At 68.7% G+C, this 19785-nt stretch carries 14 protein-coding genes; 10 read left to right on the top strand and 4 right to left on the bottom strand.

Annotation, left to right across the window (positions count from 1 at the left end; all coding sequences use genetic code 11):
• Positions 1-103: 103 nt before the first annotated feature.
• From M3330_RS20870 to M3330_RS20850, 5 genes are all read left to right on the top strand, one after another.
• Positions 104-1615 carry a leucyl aminopeptidase gene (locus M3330_RS20870; protein ID WP_138843606.1) on the top strand — a complete coding sequence of 504 codons (1512 nt, stop codon included), beginning with the start codon at positions 104-106 and terminating at the stop codon, positions 1613-1615.
• Positions 1616-1913: 298 nt separating this feature from the next.
• A complete protein-coding gene (gene sucB, locus M3330_RS20865; RefSeq protein WP_255026214.1) occupies positions 1914-4043 on the top strand; it encodes a 2-oxoglutarate dehydrogenase, E2 component, dihydrolipoamide succinyltransferase in 2130 nt (709 codons plus the stop codon).
• A gap of 127 nt (positions 4044-4170) precedes the next feature.
• Positions 4171-4950: a lipoyl(octanoyl) transferase LipB gene (gene lipB, locus M3330_RS20860; RefSeq protein ID WP_006554407.1), complete on the top strand. Its 780-nt coding sequence runs from the start codon at positions 4171-4173 to the stop codon at positions 4948-4950.
• Positions 4951-5004: 54 nt separating this feature from the next.
• Positions 5005-6015, top strand: a complete 1011-nt coding sequence (lipA, locus tag M3330_RS20855; RefSeq protein WP_024101310.1) for a lipoyl synthase — start codon at positions 5005-5007, stop codon at positions 6013-6015.
• Positions 6016-6098: 83 nt separating this feature from the next.
• Positions 6099-6839, top strand: a complete 741-nt coding sequence (locus M3330_RS20850) for a DUF4191 domain-containing protein (protein WP_033097792.1) — start codon at positions 6099-6101, stop codon at positions 6837-6839.
• A gap of 207 nt (positions 6840-7046) precedes the next feature.
• Here the strand turns inward: M3330_RS20850 and M3330_RS20845 are convergent, their stop codons facing one another.
• Positions 7047-7523 carry an RDD family protein gene (locus M3330_RS20845; protein WP_255026213.1) on the bottom strand — a complete coding sequence of 159 codons (477 nt, stop codon included), beginning with the start codon at positions 7521-7523 and terminating at the stop codon, positions 7047-7049.
• A 210-nt stretch (positions 7524-7733) separates the two neighbouring features.
• Here M3330_RS20845 and glnA (M3330_RS20840) point away from each other — a divergent pair, with 210 nt between their 5' ends.
• The 4 genes from glnA (M3330_RS20840) (at position 7734) to M3330_RS20825 (ending at position 12639) form a co-directional block, all read left to right on the top strand.
• Positions 7734-9170 carry a type I glutamate--ammonia ligase gene (gene glnA / locus M3330_RS20840; protein WP_006554411.1) on the top strand — a complete coding sequence of 479 codons (1437 nt, stop codon included), beginning with the start codon at positions 7734-7736 and terminating at the stop codon, positions 9168-9170.
• 225 nt (positions 9171-9395) lie between these two features.
• Complete coding sequence (locus tag M3330_RS20835; RefSeq protein WP_064852529.1) at positions 9396-9836, top strand: Fur family transcriptional regulator; 441 nt, start codon at positions 9396-9398, stop codon at positions 9834-9836.
• A gap of 37 nt (positions 9837-9873) precedes the next feature.
• Entirely contained in the window at positions 9874-12057 is a 2184-nt protein-coding gene (katG, locus tag M3330_RS20830) for a catalase/peroxidase HPI (protein WP_183070726.1), read from the top strand.
• Positions 12058-12303: 246 nt separating this feature from the next.
• The gene (locus M3330_RS20825; RefSeq protein ID WP_024101314.1) at positions 12304-12639 is read left to right on the top strand and encodes a hypothetical protein; all 336 of its coding nucleotides are present in this window, start codon (positions 12304-12306) and stop codon (positions 12637-12639) included.
• 7 nt (positions 12640-12646) lie between these two features.
• Here M3330_RS20825 and M3330_RS20820 read toward each other — a convergent pair whose 3' ends face one another.
• The 3 genes from M3330_RS20820 to M3330_RS20810 form a co-directional block, all read right to left on the bottom strand.
• Positions 12647-15658: a bifunctional [glutamine synthetase] adenylyltransferase/[glutamine synthetase]-adenylyl-L-tyrosine phosphorylase gene (locus M3330_RS20820; protein ID WP_064852523.1), complete on the bottom strand. Its 3012-nt coding sequence runs from the start codon at positions 15656-15658 to the stop codon at positions 12647-12649.
• A 14-nt stretch (positions 15659-15672) separates the two neighbouring features.
• The gene (glnA, locus tag M3330_RS20815) at positions 15673-17010 is read right to left on the bottom strand and encodes a type I glutamate--ammonia ligase (protein WP_071935203.1); all 1338 of its coding nucleotides are present in this window, start codon (positions 17008-17010) and stop codon (positions 15673-15675) included.
• An 85-nt stretch (positions 17011-17095) separates the two neighbouring features.
• The gene (locus tag M3330_RS20810; RefSeq protein WP_255026212.1) at positions 17096-18646 is read right to left on the bottom strand and encodes an alpha/beta hydrolase; all 1551 of its coding nucleotides are present in this window, start codon (positions 18644-18646) and stop codon (positions 17096-17098) included.
• A 185-nt stretch (positions 18647-18831) separates the two neighbouring features.
• On the opposite strand from M3330_RS20810, the gene panB reads away from it, so the two are divergent.
• Entirely contained in the window at positions 18832-19692 is an 861-nt protein-coding gene (gene panB, locus M3330_RS20805) for a 3-methyl-2-oxobutanoate hydroxymethyltransferase (RefSeq protein ID WP_039585165.1), read from the top strand.
• Positions 19693-19785 lie beyond the last annotated feature (93 nt).

The raw sequence follows: 19785 nt of genomic DNA, 5'->3' as shown, positions 1-19785 counted from the left end.
GTTGTCATTAGGGTCGATTACATCGAGGCGATTCCCCTCGCACCGAACGACGCCGCAAGAGAACGACTCGCTCGTTCCCGACCAAGCTCCAAGGAGATGCCCTGTGAGTGCACCCACTCCCGATCTTCCCGAACTCGTTCTCGCCGGTTCGGTTTCCAAACGAGCCGATGTCCTGGTGATCGGCGTGACCTCCGCCGACGGCACCCCCGAGATCCTCGCGGGCGATGCCCCGATCGACGAAGCGGTTCTCGGCGAACTGCTCGACTCCCTGGTCGCCGTGGGCGCGAAGGGCCGCGGCGAGGAGCTCACCCGCGTGCCGGCGCCTGCCTCCCTGCCCGTGGCGAGCGTGCTCGCCGTCGGTCTCGGCGACGCCGACAAGATCGACGCCGAGCAGGTCCGCCGCTCCGCCGGTACCGCGGCGCGCGCACTGACAGGTGTGGAGACGGTCGCGACCACGCTGTCCGCCGTCGACCTCGGTGCCGCGGCGGAAGGTTTCGCGCTCGGCGCCTACACCTACACCGAGTTCCGGTCGGAGAAGTCCGCACCCAAGAAGGACGCGCAGCCGGTCGCGCGGGTGGAACTGCTCGTGCCCTCGACCCGCGACCGCGCGGCGAAGGCGGCGCTCTCCCGCTCCGTCGCGATCGCCGAGGCCGTCGCGACGGCCCGGAACTTCGTGAACACCCCGCCGAGCCACCTGTTCCCGGCCGAGTTCGCCGAGCGCGCGAAGGCACTCGGCGAGGCCGCCGGTCTGAAGGTCGAGATCCTCGACGAGAAGGTGCTCGAGAAGAAGGGCTTCGGCGGCATCGTCGGCGTCGGCAAGGGCTCGTCGCGTCCCCCGCGTCTCGTGCGCCTGTCCTACTCGTCGAAGAAGCGCAAGGCCCCGAAGGTCGCGCTCGTGGGCAAGGGCATCACCTTCGACACCGGCGGCATCTCCATCAAGCCCGCCGCCGGCATGGAGGCGATGACCTCCGACATGGCCGGCGCCGCCGCGGTCGTCGCGACCGTCGTGCTCGCCGCGAAGCTCGGTGTCGCCGCCGACGTCACCGCGACCGTGCCGATGGCCGAGAACATGCCGTCGTCGACCGCGCAGCGTCCGGGCGACGTGCTGACCCAGTACGGTGGAACCACCGTCGAGGTCATCAACACCGACGCCGAGGGTCGCCTGATCCTCGCCGACGCCATCGTGCGCGCATGCGAGGACGATCCCGACTACCTCATCGACACCGCGACCCTCACCGGCGCACAGATGGTCGCCCTCGGCACCCGGACGCCGGGCGTCATGGGTCACGACGAGTTCCGCGACCGCGTGGCCGCGCTGTCCCAGGAGGTCGGCGAGAACGGCTGGGCGATGCCCTTCCCGAAGGAACTGCGCGGTGATCTCGAGTCCCGCGTGGCCGACCTCGCGAACGTCTCCCCCCACCGGTGGGGCGGCATGCTCACGGCCGGCATCTTCCTGAAGGAGTTCGTCGCCGAAGGTGTGCAGTGGGCGCACATCGACGTCGCCGGCCCGGCCTTCAACACCGGCGGACCGTTCGGTTACGTCGGCAAGGGCGGCACCGGCGTGCCCGTGCGCACCATGCTCGCCGTGATCGAGGACATCGCCGCCAACGGATGATCTTCCGCACCGGTCCTCTCCCCGCCTGGCCCCGCCCGGGGCGAGGGAGAGGACCGGTGTGATCGGTAACAGCGGAACCCCGGTGTGAGGTGATCCGCCCCTCCCCGAACATCACCGAAAGATAGGTGCAAGGATGGGAGGGGCCATGCCCCGCCGGTATCGGCCCGACCGAACACGTGAACCAGCAGGCACGGGGTTCCTGGCCCGCGCACAATGGTCAACGACCACACAATGGTCGGCGACCACGAGTCGGTACAACTCAACACACACGAACACAACCGTCGAGGAGTCAACAGACATGGCCTTCTCCGTCCAGATGCCAGCGCTTGGTGAGAGCGTCACCGAGGGAACTGTCACGCGATGGCTCAAGCAGGAAGGAGACACGGTCGAAGTCGACGAGCCCTTGCTCGAAGTCTCCACGGACAAGGTCGACACCGAGATCCCGTCGCCTGCAGCCGGCGTGCTGGTCAAGATCGTCGCCCAGGAGGATGACACGGTCGAGATCGGTGGCGAACTGGCGGTGATCGGTGACGCCGGTGAGGAAGCCGGCGAAGAGTCCGCACCCGCCGCCGAAAAGGCACCGGCCGAAGAGGCTCCCGCGGAGGAGCCCGCCGCGGAGTCCGCCCCCGCGCAGCCCGCATCCTCGGGTGGTAGCGGCGAGGGCACCCCGGTCACCATGCCGGCACTGGGCGAGTCGGTCACCGAAGGCACCGTCACCCGCTGGCTCAAGGCCGTCGGCGACGAGGTCGCCGTGGACGAACCGCTCCTCGAGGTCTCCACCGACAAGGTCGACACCGAGATCCCCTCCCCGGTCGCCGGCATCCTCACCGAGATCACCGCTCAGGAGGACGAGACCGTCGAGGTCGGTGGACAACTCGCCGTCATCGGCAGCGAAGCCCCGGCCCAGCAGTCCGCTCCCGCCGAGCAGTCCGCCCCGGCCGAGGAGTCGGCGCCGGCCGCCGAGCCCACCACCGAGCCGTCCGAGGAGGCCGCTCCGGCTCCGTCCGCCCCCGCGCAGCCCGCATCCTCGGGTGGTAGCGGCGAGGGCACCCCGGTCACCATGCCGGCACTGGGCGAGTCGGTCACCGAAGGCACCGTCACCCGCTGGCTCAAGGCCGTCGGCGACGAGGTCGCCGTGGACGAACCGCTCCTCGAGGTCTCCACCGACAAGGTCGACACCGAGATCCCCTCCCCGGTCGCCGGCATCCTCACCGAGATCACCGCTCAGGAGGACGAGACCGTCGAGGTCGGTGGACAGCTCGCCGTCATCGGCAGCGAAGCCCCGGCCCAGCAGTCCGCTCCCGCCGAGGAGAAGCCCGCGCCGAAGCAGGAGGTTCCGAAGCAGGAGACTCCGAAGCCCGCCGAGCAGAAGCCCGCCGCACAGCAGCAGGCCCCGAAGGTCGAGCAGGCCACCCCGGCTCCCTCACCGAAGCCGGTCGGGACCGCGGCGACGACCCCGAAGCCCGCGCCTCAGGAGGAGTCCACCCCGAGCGGTGCGACCCCGTACGTCACCCCGCTCGTGCGCAAGCTCGCCTCGCAGCACGGCGTCGACCTGTCGACGGTGAAGGGCACCGGTGTCGGTGGCCGCATCCGCAAGCAGGACGTCCTCGCTGCCGCCGAGGGTGGCAAGGCAGCCGGTGGCGAGCAGCAGAAGTCGGCCGCTCCGGCGAGTCCGGCTCCGGGTGTGCGCCCCGAGCTCGCCAAGCTGCGCGGAACGACCCAGAAGATCAACCGCATCCGCCAGATCACGGCGAAGAAGACCCTCGAGTCGCTGCAGACCACCGCGCAGCTCACCCAGACCTTCGAGGTCGACGTCACCAAGATCGCCCAGCTGCGGGCCCAGGCGAAGAAGGCGTTCTCCGAGCGCGAGAGCGTCAACCTCACCTTCCTGCCGTTCTTCGCCAAGGCTGTCGTCGAGGCGCTGCGCGCGCACCCGAACGTCAACGCCTCCTTCGACGACAGCAAGAAGGAGATCACCTACCACGCGGCCGAGCACCTCGGCATCGCGGTGGACACCGAGCAGGGCCTGCTCTCCCCGGTGATCCACAACGCCGGCGACCTGTCGCTGGCCGAGCTCGCCCGCGCGATCGCCGACATCGCCGAGCGTGCCCGCAAGGGTGGTCTCAAGCCCGACGAGCTGGCCGGTGGCACCTTCACCATCACCAACATCGGTAGCCAGGGCGCGTTGTTCGACACCCCGATCCTCGTGCCGCCGCAGGCCGCGATGCTCGGAACCGGCGCCATCGTCAAGCGTCCGGTCGTGGTGATCGACGAGACCGGCAACGAGTCCATCGGCGTCCGCTCGATGTGCTACCTGCCGCTTACCTACGATCACCGCCTGATCGACGGTGCCGACGCGGGCCGCTTCCTCAAGACGATCAAGCATCGTCTCGAGGAGGGCGCGTTCGAGTCCGATCTGGGACTGTAGGTTTCCGGATCCGGACTATCCGTCCGACGACCTCCGACGGGGGCATCACCACTGCCGTGATGCCCCCGTCGGCGTCCGCGCCACAGCGGGTGCCCTCCCCCTGCGGTGCGGCGTAGAGTTCAGGAACATGAGTGATCCCTCGTCTTCCGCCCGTTCCGATTCGGCTCCCGTCGCCGTCGCATGTCTCGGAACCCTCGGTTATCTCGAGGCCTGGGAGAGGCAGCGCGAACTCGCGAACGAGCGCGCCGACGGCATCGGCGCCGACACCCTGCTCCTGCTCGAACACCCGCCCGTCTACACGGCCGGGCGCCGCACCGAGGACGGCGACCGCCCCACCGACGGCACGCCCGTCATCGACGTCGACCGCGGCGGCAAGATCACCTGGCACGGCCCCGGGCAGCTCGTGGGCTATCCCATCGTCAAGCTCGCCGAGCCGATCGACGTCGTCGGCTACGTGCGTCGCGTCGAGCAGGGCCTGATCCGCGTCTGTACCGACATGGGCCTGAACTGCGGCCGCGTGGAAGGACGCTCCGGTGTCTGGCTTCCCGCCGAGCTGCGCGACGGGCACTGGCTCCCCGAACGCAAGATCGCTGCGATCGGCATCCGGGTGCAACGTGGTGTCGCCATGCACGGCTTCGCACTCAACTGCAATTCGGCTCTCGACGCGTTCGACTCGATCGTCCCGTGCGGCATCCGCGACGCCGGAGTCGCGTCGCTCACCGGCGAACTCGGCCGGGAGGTCACCGTCGACGACGTGATCCCGGCCGTCACCGAGGCCGTCATCGCCGCTCTCGACGGCCGAATCCCCGTGACCGAGTGCGACATCGAGCGGGTCACCTTCGAGCACGCCGTCGGGGCGTCCGGAATTCCCACCACCACCCCGGAATTCACGACACACCGGTTCTGAAGGGCGGTCGCACCCGCCGGGTCCGGGCAGGACCGGCGGCGTACGATCGAGTGCGTGACTGTGGCCCCAGAAGGACGCAAGCTGCTGCGGATCGAGACCCGAAACGCGCAGACGCCGATCGAACGCAAACCCAACTGGATCAAGACCCGGGCGAAGATGGGCCCGGAGTACACCGACCTCAAGGGCCTGGTGCGACGCGAAGGTCTGCACACGGTCTGTGAGGAAGCCGGTTGTCCCAACATCTACGAGTGCTGGGAAGACCGCGAGGCGACATTCCTCATCGGTGGCGAGCAGTGCACCCGTCGCTGCGACTTCTGCCAGATCGACACCGGTAAGCCCGCCGCGCTCGACCGCGACGAGCCGCGTCGTGTCGCCGAGTCGGTCCGCTCGATGGGTCTGCGCTACTCCACGATCACCGGCGTCGCCCGCGACGATCTGCCCGACGGCGGCGCATGGCTGTATGCCGAGACGGTGAAGCAGATCCACGCGCTCAACCCGGGCACCGGCGTCGAGAACCTCATCCCCGACTTCAACGGCAAGCCCGACCTGCTGCAGGAGGTCTTCGAGTCGCGTCCCGAGGTGCTCGCGCACAACGTCGAGACCGTGCCGCGGATCTTCAAGCGCATCCGTCCGGCCTTCCGCTACGAGCGGTCGCTCGACGTGATCCGGCAGGCCCGCGACTTCGGACTGGTCACCAAGTCCAACCTCATCCTCGGCATGGGCGAGACCCCCGAGGAGGTCACCGAAGCGCTGCACGACCTGCACGACGCCGGCTGCGACATCATCACGATCACCCAGTACCTGCGGCCCTCCCCGCTCCACCATCCGGTCGAGCGCTGGGTCAAGCCGCAGGAGTTCGTCGATCACTCCGAGACCGCCCGCGAGATCGGGTTCGCCGGTGTGATGGCCGGTCCGCTGGTGCGTTCGTCGTACCGCGCCGGTCGCCTGTACGCGCAGGCGATGGCCCACCACGGACGCGAACTTCCCGCCGACCAGGCGCATCTCGCCGAGGAGGGCACGGCGTCCCAGGAAGCCGGCGCCGTTCTCGCGCGCTTCGGCAACTGACCTCCCGCCGCTCGTCGCGGCAGGTCCTCAGGCGGCCCCGGTGGTGGTAAACGTGCCACCACCGGGGCCGTATCCTTGAGTACATGGCGAAGGGCAGCAAGACCGACAAGGAAGCGAAGGCCGCGGCGAAGGCCGCACGCAAGCAGGCGTCGAAGGAGCGTCGAACCCAGCTGTGGCAGGCGTTCCAGATCCAGCGCAAGGAGGACAAGGCACTCCTGCCGTGGATGATCGGTGCCCTCGTCGGTTCGATCGTGGTGTTCTTCCTCGTCGGCCTGATCTTCGACATCCAGTGGTTCCTGCTGCCGGTCGGCATCCTCGTCGGCGTCCTGTTGGCCTTCATCATCTTCGGGCGCCGCGTGCAGAAGAGCGTGTACGCGAAGGCCGACGGTCAGGCCGGTGCGGCCGCGTGGGCGCTCGACAACCTGCAGGGCGCGTGGCGCGTGAGCCAGGCGGTCGCGGGCACCACCCAGCTCGACGCCGTGCACCGCGTCATCGGACGTCCCGGCATCATCCTCGTCGGTGAGGGCAACCCCGGTCGCGTGAAGGGCCTGATGGCCCAGGAGAAGAAGCGGGTCGCGCGTCTCGTCGGCGACACCCCGATCTACGAGTTCGTCGTCGGCAACGAGGAGGGCCAGATCCAGCTCTCCCAGCTGCAGAAGCGTCTGAACAAGCTGCCCCGCAACATCGATACCAAGCGGATGGACACCATCGAAGGTCGCCTGTCGGCGCTGAGCACGAAGAAGTCCGGGCCGGCCATGCCCAAGGGCCCGCTTCCCGCCGGCGCGAAGATGCGCAGCGTGCAGCGCACCATGCGCCGCCGCTGATCTTCCGAACTACGCCGAAGGCCGCCTCTCGTCCCGGGGACGAAGGCGGCCTTCGGTGTATGCGGAGAAGCTTGCGGGTGGTCGCGGTCAGCGCGAACGGACGCCTGCGCGTCAGCGCGAACGGACGCCTGCGCGTCAGCGCGAACGGACGACCGCGCGTCAGCGCGAACGGACGACCGCGCGTCAGCGCGAACGGACGACCGCGCGTCAGCGCGAACGGACGACCGCGGTGCCCGTGGCGCGATCCTGCAGGCCGCGACCGTCGATGTCGGTGACGAGCGCCGGGGCGATGAACACCAGCAGCACCTGACGTGCGAGCGCGCGCACGATGCCGACCCGCACGGGGGCGTCCACCCGCACGACCTGCAGCCCGGCGACGAACTGGCCGGGGGTGAACGAGAACAGGCTCACGCATCCCACGCCCACCACGAACCAGATGATGAGGGTGTACGACGACAGCAGCGGGCTCTCGAGCGGGTTGCCCCCGACGAGGCCGGCGGCGATCGCCATGGACATGAACCAGTCGACCGCGAGGGCGAGCACCCGGCGGACGGTGGGCACAATGGAGCCGGGGCCGTGTTCGGGGAGGCCGAGCAGTTGCCCGGGATAGTCCTGCTCCTGCTGGAGACCTTTGGGAAGCGCCGCAGCAGGCCCGGAAAGCCAACTGCCCGTCATGCGTGCCATGGCACCAGGATAAGCTCTCATGGGCGGACCAGCGTCGACCCGTGTTGGCCGCGGTGACTTATACCACCTTTTCGACCTCACAGCAGGACGAAAGCATGTGTAACACCCGCGAAACATAGGCTTGATGGACGGGCAACACCAGATCCATAACGTCTGATCCGACGCAGGCGCCCAGCACCCATGGCGCGCACCGACTGAAGGAGCACAAGCGTGGCGTTCACCACGGCCGAAGAGGTCATCAAGTACATCGCGGAAGAGAACGTCGAGTACGTCGATATCCGCTTCACGGACCTGCCCGGCATCGAACAGCACTTCTCGATCCCGGCGAAGGCGTTCAACGAGGACGTCTTCGAGGACGGCCTGGCATTCGACGGATCCTCCGTGCGGGGTTTCCAGTCCATCCACGAGTCGGACATGCTCCTGCTCCCCGATGTGACGACCGCCCGCATCGATCCCTTCCGCGCCGCCAAGACCCTGAACGTCAGCTTCTTCGTCCACGATCCGTTCACCCGTGAGTCCTACAGCCGCGACCCCCGCAACGTCGCGCGTAAGGCCGAGGAATACCTGATCAGCACCGGCATCGCCGACACCGCCTTCTTCGGTGCCGAGGCCGAGTTCTACATCTTCGACTCCGTCTCCTACGACTCGAAGATGAACGGCGCGTTCTACGAGCTCGATTCGATCTCCGGCTCGTGGAACACCGGCGCCGAGTACAACGCCGACGGCACCCCGAACCGCGGCTACAAGGTCCGCCCGAAGGGTGGCTACTTCCCCGTCGCTCCGTACGACCACTACGTCGACCTGCGCGACGAGATCTCCACCAACCTGCAGCTCGCCGGCTTCGAGCTCGAGCGCGGCCACCACGAGGTGGGCACCGGCGGCCAGGCCGAGATCAACTACAAGTTCAACACGCTGCTCTCCGCAGCCGACGACCTGCAGCTGTTCAAGTACATCGTCAAGAACACGGCGTGGAAGAACGGCAAGACCGCCACCTTCATGCCGAAGCCGCTCTTCGGCGACAACGGCTCGGGCATGCACGTGCACCAGTCGCTGTGGAAGGACGGCAAGCCGCTGTTCCACGACGAGTCCGGCTACGCGGGTCTGTCCGACCTCGCCCGCTGGTACATCGGCGGCATCCTCCACCACGCGCCGTCGCTGCTCGCCTTCACGAACCCGACGATCAACTCGTACCACCGTCTGGTGCCGGGCTACGAGGCTCCGATCAACCTCGTGTACAGCCAGCGCAACCGTTCGGCCGCCGTGCGTATCCCGATCACGGGCAACAACCCGAAGGCCAAGCGTCTCGAGTTCCGCGCTCCCGACTCCTCGGGTAACCCCTACCTGAACTTCGCGGCGCAGATGATGGCCGGCCTCGACGGCATCAAGAACAAGATCGAGCCGCTCGCTCCGGTCGACAAGGACCTCTACGAGCTCCCGCCGGAGGAGGCCAAGAACATCCCGCAGGCCCCCACCAGCCTGTCGGCCGTGATCGACAACCTCGAGCGCGACCACGAGTACCTCACCGAGGGCGGCGTCTTCACCACCGACCTCATCGAGACCTGGATCTCGCTCAAGCGCGAGCAGGAGATCGCTCCGGTCAACCTGCGCCCGCACCCCTACGAGTTCCAGCTGTACTTCGACTGCTGAGTCGAGTCCGGTAAGCACTCTTCGAGAGGCCGTTCGTCCCTTCCGGGACGGGCGGCCTCTCGCCTTGTCTGCGCCCCTTCCTCTCCGGCATCCTCGCGCGCCGAAACGGGGTTCGCCCCTGCTGCAGCAGTAGCAAGCCCCGGTTCGGCGCGCGAGATGCGTTCGTTCGTCATCGAATCCCGCGAAATCGCGACCGGTTCCAGAAAAGTGGTCCATAGTGGGCACGTGCCCTCGACGCGGGAATTCTCCGAGCGGTTACGCGCCGCCGGTCTTCGCGTGACCCGGCAGCGTCTGGCGGTGCTCGATGCGGCGCACGAGCACCCGCACGCCGATGCCGATCGCATCTTCGACGCGGTCGGCGCCGTCGTTCCCGGCATCGGTCGGCACACCGTGTACGACATCCTTCACGCACTCTCGGCACACGGCCTGCTCCGACGAATCCGGCCCGCAGGTTTCCACGCGCGGTACGAGGTGCGTGTCGGCGACAGTCATCACCACCTCGTCTGCCGGTCCTGCGCCGTGATCTCGGATGTCGACCACACCATCGGCGACTCGCGTTGCCTGTCACCGGTGGACGACGCAGGTTTCGACGTCGACGAGGCGGACGTCGTCTTCTGGGGCCTGTGCCGCGACTGTTCGACAGACGATCCACGACAACAGCCCTGAATCGGTCCGATCGACCCTGATCCGGAAGGAAACCGCAGTGTCCGAAAGCGAAAACCCGGCAATCCCCTCCCCCGAGCCGTCACCGCACCGGCCGAGGACCAATCAGGACTGGTGGCCGGACCAGTTGGATCTGACGGTCCTGCACCAGCATTCACCGCTGTCGAATCCGTTGGAACCCGACTTCGACTACTCGAAGGAAGTCGAATCCCTCGACGTCGAGGCGCTCCGTCAGGATCTGATCGACCTGATGACGGATTCCCAGGATTGGTGGCCGGCCGACTTCGGTCACTACGGGGGTCTGTTCATCCGCATGAGCTGGCACTCGGCCGGCACCTACCGCATCGCCGACGGTCGCGGTGGCGGCGGCAAGGGCGCGCAGCGGTTCGCGCCGCTCAACAGCTGGCCCGACAACGTCAGCCTCGACAAGGCGCGTCGCCTCCTGTGGCCGATCAAGCAGAAGTACGGCCGCAAGCTCTCCTGGGCCGACCTGCTGGTCTTCGCCGGCAACTGCGCCTACGAGTCGATGGGGTTCAAGACATTCGGCTTCGCGTTCGGCCGCGAGGACATCTGGGAGCCCGACGAGGTCTTCTGGGGCCCGGAGGACACCTGGCTCGGCGACGAACGCTACGCCGGTGAGCGCGAACTCCAGGGCCCGCTGGGCGCCGTCCAGATGGGTTTGATCTACGTCAATCCCGAAGGCCCCAACGGCAACCCGGAGATCCTCGCGTCCGGACGCGACATCCGCGAGACGTTCGCCCGGATGGCGATGAACGACGTCGAGACGGCTGCGCTCATCGTCGGTGGTCATACCGTCGGCAAGACGCACGGTGCCGCTCCCGCCGACAATCTCGGTCCCGAACCCGAGGGTGCCCCGCTCGAACAGCAGGGTCTCGGCTGGAAGAACTCGCACGGCACCGGCGCCGGTGCCGACACGATCACCAGCGGCCTCGAGGTCACCTGGACGCCCACTCCGACGAAGTGGGACAACACCTTCCTCGAGACGCTGTACGCCTACGAGTGGGAGAAGACCAAGAGCCCCGCCGGGGCGTGGCAGTGGACGCCGAAGGGCGGTGCCGGCGCGGACACCGTGCCCGACGCCCACGACCCGGCGAAGAAGCACGCGCCGGGCATGCTCACCAGCGACCTCGCGCTGCGCTACGACCCGATCTACGGCGAGATCACCCGGCGCTGGCTCGACCATCCCGAGGAACTCGAGCAGGAGTTCGCCAAGGCGTGGTTCAAGCTGCTGCACCGCGACATGGGTCCGCTCTCGCGGTACCGCGGACCGTGGATCCCGGAACCGCAGATCTGGCAGGACCCGGTGCCGGACGTCGACCACGAGCTGATCGACGAGAGCGACATCGCCTCACTCAAGGCGAAGGTCCTCGACTCGGGAGCGACGATCCCGCAGCTCGTCGCCACCGCGTGGGCGTCGGCCGCGAGCTTCCGCGGCACCGACAAGCGCGGCGGTGCGAACGGCGCACGCGTGCGGCTCGAGCCGCAGAAGGACTGGGAAGCCAACGAACCCGAGCAGCTCGCACAGGTACTGCAGATCCTCGAGGGTATCCAGCAGGACTTCAACGGCTCGGGCGGCAACAAGAAGGTCTCCCTGGCGGATCTGATCGTCCTCGCCGGTAACGCCGCGGTGGAGAAGGCCGCCGAGGATGCGGGACACGACATCACGGTTCCGTTCTTCCCCGGCCGCACCGATGCGAGCCAGGAGTGGACCGACGTCGAGTCGTTCGAGGTGCTCGAGCCGAAGCACGACGGTTTCCGCAACTACCTGCGCGGTGAAGAGAAGCTTCCGCCCGAGAAGCTGTTCCTCGAGCGCGCCAACCTGCTGACGCTGACCGCGCCCGAGACGACGGTGCTCGTCGGCGGTCTGCGTGCGCTCGGCGCGAATCACGGCGGCAGCAAGCACGGGGTCTTCACCGACCGCCCGCAGACCCTGACGAACGACTTCTTCGTCAATCTGCTCGACATGGGGACCGAGTGGAAGGTCTCGCAGAACAGCGAGGGCGTCTACGAAGGACGCGCTCGGGGATCGGACCAGGTCAAGTACACCGCGACCGCCGTCGACCTGGTCTTCGGGCACAACTCGCAGCTGCGGGCGCTCGCCGAGGTCTACGCGACCGACGATGCCGGCCCGAAGTTCGTCCGCGATTTCGTCGCGGCCTGGACGAAGGTGATGAACCTGGATCGTTTCGATCTGAAGAAGTGACCGCGCCGGCGGTCCACGACCGCGCCTGACGCACCGTCCCGGAGCCACCTGTCGTGTTCGGCGGGTGGCTCCGTCGTGTGCAGGGGGTCGTGCGCAGGTCCGCCGAGCCGAAACCGACTGGACAGCCGTACTGCACACGGGTGTACCGTGAGGACACAGCTTTGGTGATGTTCGTCACACCCGCTCGCGGGGGAGTGGATGCGACGTGGTCCGTATCCGAACGACACGTCTCCTCGGGAGGCCACCATGCGTAGATCCCTCGTTTCGGCAGCATGCGCCGCTGTCATGCTGTCCCCCGTCCCTCTGTCCGTCGCATTCGCAGGCACCGCAGCGGCCCAGACCGACATCTCCGTCGTCGGCATGTCGCAGGAGCAGGCACAGCAGGTGCTCTCCGACGCGGGAGTCCCCTACATCATCCTCAACCGGTCCGGCAGCACCATGCAGAACTGCAGGGTGACCGAGCAACGCGACCGTGGCTACGACGTCGAGGTCGAGTACGACTGGGACCACGAGAACAAGGAATGGGACAAGACCGAGGTCGAGGTCTGGCGAGGACTCGCACTCGTCGTCTTCTGCGACTGACGGTCCGTCAGTCCCAGAACACCCGCTCGACGACCGCCCGCGCACGACGCGTGACGCGTAGGTAGTGGTCGAGGAACTCCGACGCGTCCTCACCACGCCACCCCGTCACGCGGGCAACGGCTTCGAGCAGCCGCCCCGGCCCCGGGAGCTGGTCGGTCGGTTTGCCGCGGACGAGCACGAGACAGTTCCGCGCATCCGTCGCGGTGATCCATGCCGTGCGCAGGAGTTCGACGTCGGTCGCGCTGAGCAGTTCCGCCGCGCCGATGCCGTCGAGGGCCTCGAGCGTCGAGGTCGTGCGGAGCGCCGGGAGCCGGTAGGCGTGCTGGAGTTGCAGCAGCTGCACGGTCCATTCGATGTCGGCGAGGCCGCCCCGTCCGAGTTTGGTGTGGGTGGCCGGGTCGGCCCCGCGCGGCAGCCGCTCGGAGTCCACACGTGCCTTGATGCGCCGGATCTCGCGGACGGCCTCCTGCGAGACCCCGCCCTCCGGATAGCGCACCTCGTCGATCATGTGCAGGAAGCGGGTGCCGAGTTCGCGGTCGCCCGCGACGGCGTGTGCACGCAGCAGCGCCTGCACCTCCCACACCTCGGCCCACTGCGTGTAGTACGCCCGGTAGGACGCGAACGTCCGGACGATCGGCCCGCTGCGACCTTCCGGACGCAGATCCAGATCGACCTCGAGCGGTGGGTCGGTGCTCGGCGCGCCGAGGAGTCGCCGCACCTGCTCGGCGATGCTCGTGGCCCACTTGACCGCATCGGTCTCGTCGGCGTCCGGCAGCGGGTCGCACACGAACAGCACGTCCGCGTCGGATCCGTAGCCGAGTTCGCCGCCTCCCAGCCGGCCCATCCCGATCACTGCGATACGCGCCGGCGCCGGTCCGCGGGACTGTTCCGAGCCCCGGATCACCGCGTCGAGCGCGGCTTCGAGGACACCCGCCCATACCGTGGACAACGCCCGGCACACCTGCGGCACGTCGAGCATGCCGAGGATGTCGGCACTCGCGACGCGCGCGAGTTCGGCGCGGCGCAGCGAACGCGCGGCGGCGATGGCGCGAGCGGGGTCGGAGTAGCGCGAGGACGATGCGACGAGGGCGCGCGCCACCTCGGGCGGGTTCGCCTCGAGCAGCCGCGGCCCGGTCGACGCGTCGGCATACAGGCGGATGACCTCGGGAGACTTCACCAGCAGATCGGCGACGTAGGCCGACGAGCCGAGCACCGTCATGAGACGTTCGGCGACGGCCGGTTCGTCGCGCAGCACCCGCAGGAACCAGACGGTGTCGTAGAGCGCATCGGACAGCCGTCGATAGGCGAGCAGGCCGGCATCGGGATCGGTTGTCTCCCCGAGATATTCGAGCAACTGCGGCAGCAGCAGTGCCTGAATGCGCGCCTTGCGGGAGGCTCCCCCGGACAACGCCGCCAGATGTTCCATCGCGTGCTGCGGGGCGTTGTAGCCGAGCGCCGCGAGCTGACGGACCGCCGCGTCGGGCGACAGGCGCAGGGCTTCCTTGTCGAGCTTGCTCACCGAGTCGAGCAGCGGCCGGTAGAACAGGCGCGCGTGCAGTTTGCGGATCCGCGACGAGTTGCGCTTGATCTCCGATTCGAGAACGCCGAGGGCGTCCTTGCGCCCGTCCGGCCGCATGTGCGCGGCGCGCGCGAGCCACCGCAGGGCCTCGCGGTCCTCGGGCGGCGGCAGGGTGTGGGTCCGCTTGAGCCGCTGGAGCTGGAGCCGGTGTTCGAGCAGGCGGAGGAACTCGTAGGACGCCCGCATGTTCGCGGCGTCGTCGCGCCCGACATAACCGCCGTCGGCGAGCGCGCACAGCGCTTCGACGGTGTTGGGCACGCGCAGCGATTCGTCGACGCGACCGTGCACGAGTTGGAGCAACTGCACGGCGAACTCGACGTCGCGGAGGCTGCCGCGTCCGAGCTTGAGTTCGCGTTCGCGTAATTCCGGGGGCACCATCTCCTCGACCCGGCGGCGCATCGCCTGCACGTCGGGCACGAAGTCCTCGCGTTCGGAGGCGGTCCACACCATCGGGCTCAGGGCGTCGATGTACCGGCGGCCGAGGTCGAGGTTCCCGGTCATCGGCCGTGCCTTGAGCAGTGCCTGGAACTCCCAGGTCTTGGCCCACCGGTTGTAGTAGGCGACGTGGGATTCGAGGGTGCGGACGAGCTCGCCGCGTTTGCCCTCCGGTCGCAGCGCGGCGTCGACCTCGAAGAAGGCCGACGTGCCGATGCGCATCATCTCGCCGGCGATCCGGCTCGCGCGGGCGTCGGCGGGTTCGGCGACGAAGACGACGTCGACGTCGCTGACGTAGTTCAGCTCGCGCGCACCGCACTTGCCCATCGCGATGACGGCGAGGTCGATCGGGCACGGGCCCTCCGGGACCACCGTGGACACGGCCACCGCGAGGGCCGCGGTCAGCGCCGCGTCGGCGAGGTCGGCGAGCAACGCCCCGACCTCGAGATAGGGCAGCACCGGTTCGTTCTCGACGACCGCCGCGAGATCGGCGGCGGCGATCAGCATCAGTTGGTCGCGGTAGGTGGTGCGCAGCGCCGCGACCGCGTGCGGGCCGATGAGCCCGGCCCGGTGGATCAGCCGGCCGGGACGTCCGTCGGGCTCGGGTTCGGCGTCGACGCTGTCGAGCATCCGCGCCGTGAAGGTGTGCTTGTCGGGCAGCGCCGCGCTGCCCGCGAGCATCTTCCAGCGATCCGGGTTGGCGACGATGTGGTCGCCGAGCGCCGACGACGCCCCGAACAGCCCGAACAACCGGCCGCGCAGGCGCGTGTCGGAGCGCAGCGCCGAGTCGAGTTCGGCCCAGTCGTCACCGAGCGCGTCGGCCAGGCGCGCGAGGGTGCGCAGGGCCAGGTCGGCGTTGGGGGCACGGGACAGCGCCCACAGCAGTTCGACGCTGTCGGCGTCGTTCCATCCGAGTCGAGCGAGCTCGGCGGGGGCGGTCGGCTCGACGAGGCCGAGCCGACCGGGGCCGGGAACTACCGAACGCGCGCTGGGCGGTCTCACCACGCTTCCATCGTCGCTTACAACCCCAGGTACTGCTCGAGTTCGAAGGGGGTGACCTGGCTGCGGTAGTTCTCCCACTCCCGCCACTTGTTGCGCAGGAAGTAGTCGAAGACGTGCTCACCGAGGGTTTCGGCGACGAGTTCGGACTTCTCCATCTCGCGCAGCGCGATGTCGAGATCGGTAGGCAGTTCGCGGTAGCCCATGGCGCGACGCTCGGCGGAGGTCAGCGACCACACGTCGTCCTCTGCTTCGGGGGCGAGCTCGTAGCCCTTCTCGATGCCGCGCAGACCTGCCGCGAGCAGTACTGCGAAGGTCAGGTAGGGGTTGCACGCCGAGTCGGGGGTGCGGATCTCCACGCGACGCGACGATGCCTTGTTCGGCGTGTACATCGGGACGCGCACGAGCGCGGACCGGTTCGACGGGCCCCAGCACGCGGCCGTGGGTGCCTCTCCCCCGTGCACGAGACGCTTGTAGGAGTTGACCCACTGGTTGGTGACGGCGCTGATCTCGTTGGAGTGCTCGAGGACACCGGCGATGAACGCCTTGCCGGTCGCCGAGAGCTGCAGCGGGTCGTCGGGGTCGTGGAAGGCGTTGGTCTCGCCCTCGAACAGCGACATGTGGGTGTGCATCGCGGAGCCGGCGTGGTCGCGGAAGGGCTTGGGCATGAAGGTGGCCCGCACGCCCTCCTGCATCGCGATCTCCTTGACCACGTAGCGGAAGGTCATGACGTTGTCGGCCATGGACAGCGCGTCGGCGTAGCGCAGGTCGATCTCCTGCTGGCCGGGCGCGGTCTCGTGGTGGCTGAACTCCACCGAGATGCCCATGGACTCGAGAGCGTCGATGGCGTGACGCCGGAAGTGCGGGGCCGAGCGGTGCACGGACTGGTCGAAGTAGCCGCCGATGTCGGCCGGGACCGGGGCGCTCCCCTCGGGGCCGTCCTCGACGAGGAAGAACTCGATCTCGGGGTGCACGTAGCAGCTGAAGCCGAGATCGGAGGCCTTGTTGAGCTGGCGGCGCAGCACGTGGCGGGGGTCGGCCCAGCTGGGGGTGCCGCCGGGCATGGTGATGTCGCAGAACATCCGGGCCGAGTACTGGTGACCCCGGTCGTCGCTCCAGGGCAGCACCTGGAAGGTGGTGGCGTCGGGACGCGCAACCATGTCGGCTTCGGAGATGCGGGAGAAGCCCTCGACGGCCGAGCCGTCGAAGCCGATGCCCTCCTCGAAGGCCCCTTCGAGTTCGGCAGGCGCGATCGCCACCGACTTGAGAGTGCCGACGACGTCGGTGAACCACAGACGCACGAACCGAATGTCGCGCTCTTCGAGGGTGCGGAGCACGAACTCCTTCTGGCGATCCATACCCGCGAGACTAGGCACAATCCGTTAATTCCGTGTTACATCGGCAGGCGCATCCGGATGGCGTGTCGCTCACACGCCCCTCCGGTCAACAGCGAGGATCCCGCGCGGGCACCTCGAGATCCACCAGATAGCTGGTCACAGCGGTGTCCACGCACTCGTTGCCGTCCAGGGCGACGGTGTGCTGCGTTCCCTCGAAGGTCACCAGGACACCACCGAGCCGGGCGGCGAGTTCGACCCCCGCGTCGTAGGGGGTCGCGGGATCCCCGGTCGTCGAGACCACGAGCACGGGCGGCAGATCGCGAACGTCGGGAGTGCGCGGTTCCCCGGTGGCCGGGACCGGCCAGAAGGCACAGACGTCGAGGGCCGCCGATCCGGTGCCGCGGCCGTCGTCGAGGAACGGTGCGGCCGCGCGGAACCGCATGTCGAGTTCGCCCGCGAGGGCCCGGTCGGTCACCGGCGGGTCGTCGACGCACCGGACGGCGTTGAAGGCGTCGGTGATGTTGCTGTAGGTGCCGTCCTCGCCGCGCCCCTCGTAGAGGTCGGCGAGCCGCAGCAGGGTGTCGCCCGTGCCGGTGGTCGCGAGCGACTCCAGCCCACCGCGCAGCGAACCCCACAGGGTCGGCGAGTACAGACCCTGCTGGACACCGGTGATGGCGTCGCGGTGGCTCAGGCCTCGCGGATCTGTGGTGGGCGCCGGAGCGTCGAGCAGCGGGTCGACGAGCCCGCGGAACCGCTCGGCGGCCCGGGCCGGATCGGTCCCGAGCGGGCACCCCGCGTACCGCGCGCAGTACGCCGCGAATTCGTCGAAGGCCTTCTGGAAGCCCTCGGCCTGCAGCACGATCTCCTCGACCGGGTCCTGCTCCGGATCGATCGCGCCGTCGAGCACCATCGCCCGCACCCGACCGGGGAAGGCCTCGGCGTAGAGGGTGCCGAGTCGGGTTCCGTAGGAGTAGCCGAGATAGGTCAGCGCGTCGTCACCGAGGACCCCGCGGAGGACATCCATGTCCTGCACGACCTCGCGCGTGCCGAGGTGCGCGAGCAGATCTGTGCCGTTGCGTTCGGCGCACAGCTCCGCGTACTCGCGATTGCGCTTCTCCGTCTCGGCGATGCCCGCAGGGCTCGTGTCCCCGTCGTCCAGAGCGCGGTCGGCGTCGAACTCGGCGTCGGTGAGGCAGCGGACCGCCGGTTCGGACGATCCGACACCGCGGGGGTCGAAGCCGACCACGTCGAAGCGGTCGGCGAGGACGGTGCCGTCGGCCGCGAGCGCGGTGGACAGTCCCGAGGCGCCCGGGCCGCCGGGGTTGACCAGCAGGGAACCGATCCGGTCGCCGCCGGCGGGCAGTCGCGACACCGCGAGGGTGATCACCTCACCGTCCGGGTCCTCGTAGTCGAGGGGAACCTCGATGCGTGCGCACTCCACACCCTGCCGCACCATCATCGGCCCGTCGGCGTCGTACGGCCCGCACGACTCCCAGTCGACGTCCTGCTCATAGAACCGTTCGAGGCCCGGAACCACTCCGACCGCCGACGGCTGTCGTTGTTCCTGCGCGGTGTCACCGCACGCGGTCGCCGCGGCAGCGGCCACGAGCGCCAGGACGGACAGACGACGGATGCGCGCGCGAGCAGGGTGGGGCACGATCCGATCGTGCCATGCCCCGGTCAACCTGCAGCGACACGACCTGCACTCTCTTCCGAGCGGTCGTTCGGTGTGACGAATCGCACCGCTGCGCGGCCTTCGCGCTCTCCGGGCCGAGTGGCAGACTGAGACAGTCATCACCCGACCCGGGGACCCCGAGGGCCTCGAGGAAGAAAGGGACAGTGATGTCCGACAACGTGACGTCCGTATACGGCGGCGCGGCCTCCGCTTCAGCCCCTGCCGACACCCCCAAGCGCAAGACACGAGTCCATCACCTGCAGGCGATGAAGGCCGAAGGCCGCCGCTGGGCAGAGTTGACGGCCTACGACTACTCCTCCGCCCGCATCTTCGAGGAGGCGGGTATCCCCGTCCTGCTCGTGGGCGATTCCGCAGCCAACGTCGTCTACGGCTACGACACCACGGTGCCCCTGACCGTCGACGAACTCCTCCCCCTCGTCCGCGGCGTAGTGCGCGGTGCTCCGCACGCGCTCGTCGTCGCCGACCTGCCGTTCGGCTCGTACGAGGCCTCGCCCGAACAGGCCCTCGCCACGGCCGTGCGGTTCATGAAGGAGGGCGGCGCCCACGCGGTGAAGCTCGAGGGTGGCGAGCGGATGGCTCCGCAGATCGCCGCGATCACCGCCGCCGGCATCCCCGTGCAGGCACACATCGGCTTCACCCCGCAGTCCGTGAACACACTCGGCGGGTTCCGGGTGCAGGGCCGCGGCGACGGCGCCGAGCAGCTCGTCGCCGACGCGATCGCCGTCCAGGAGGCAGGCGCCTTCTCCGTCGTGATGGAGATGGTGCCGGCCGACCTGGCCGGGCAGGTCACCCGCAAGCTGAGCATCCCGACCGTCGGCATCGGCGCCGGCAACGAGTGCGACGCCCAGGTCCTCGTCTGGCAGGACATGGCCGGCTACACGAGCGGGAAGACCGCGAAGTTCGTCAAGAAGTTCGGACAGGTGGGCGACGAACTGCGCCGCGCCGCAACACAGTACGCAGCAGAGGTCGGGCAGGGCACCTTCCCGGGGCCCGAGCACTCCTTCTGACGATCGCTCGTTTGCCGAGGGGCACCACCGACCGCGGTGGTGCCCCTCGTGCGTCCGGGATCACCGCCGTCCCGGGGTGCCCGCGGAAGCGAC

Source organism: Rhodococcus sp. GA1 (genome assembly GCF_024321955.1).
GTDB classification, from domain to species: Bacteria; Actinomycetota; Actinomycetes; order Mycobacteriales; family Mycobacteriaceae; genus Rhodococcus; species Rhodococcus pyridinivorans.
The sequence above is the reverse complement of the archived record's forward strand: the minus strand, read 5'-3'. Positions and strand labels throughout refer to the sequence as shown.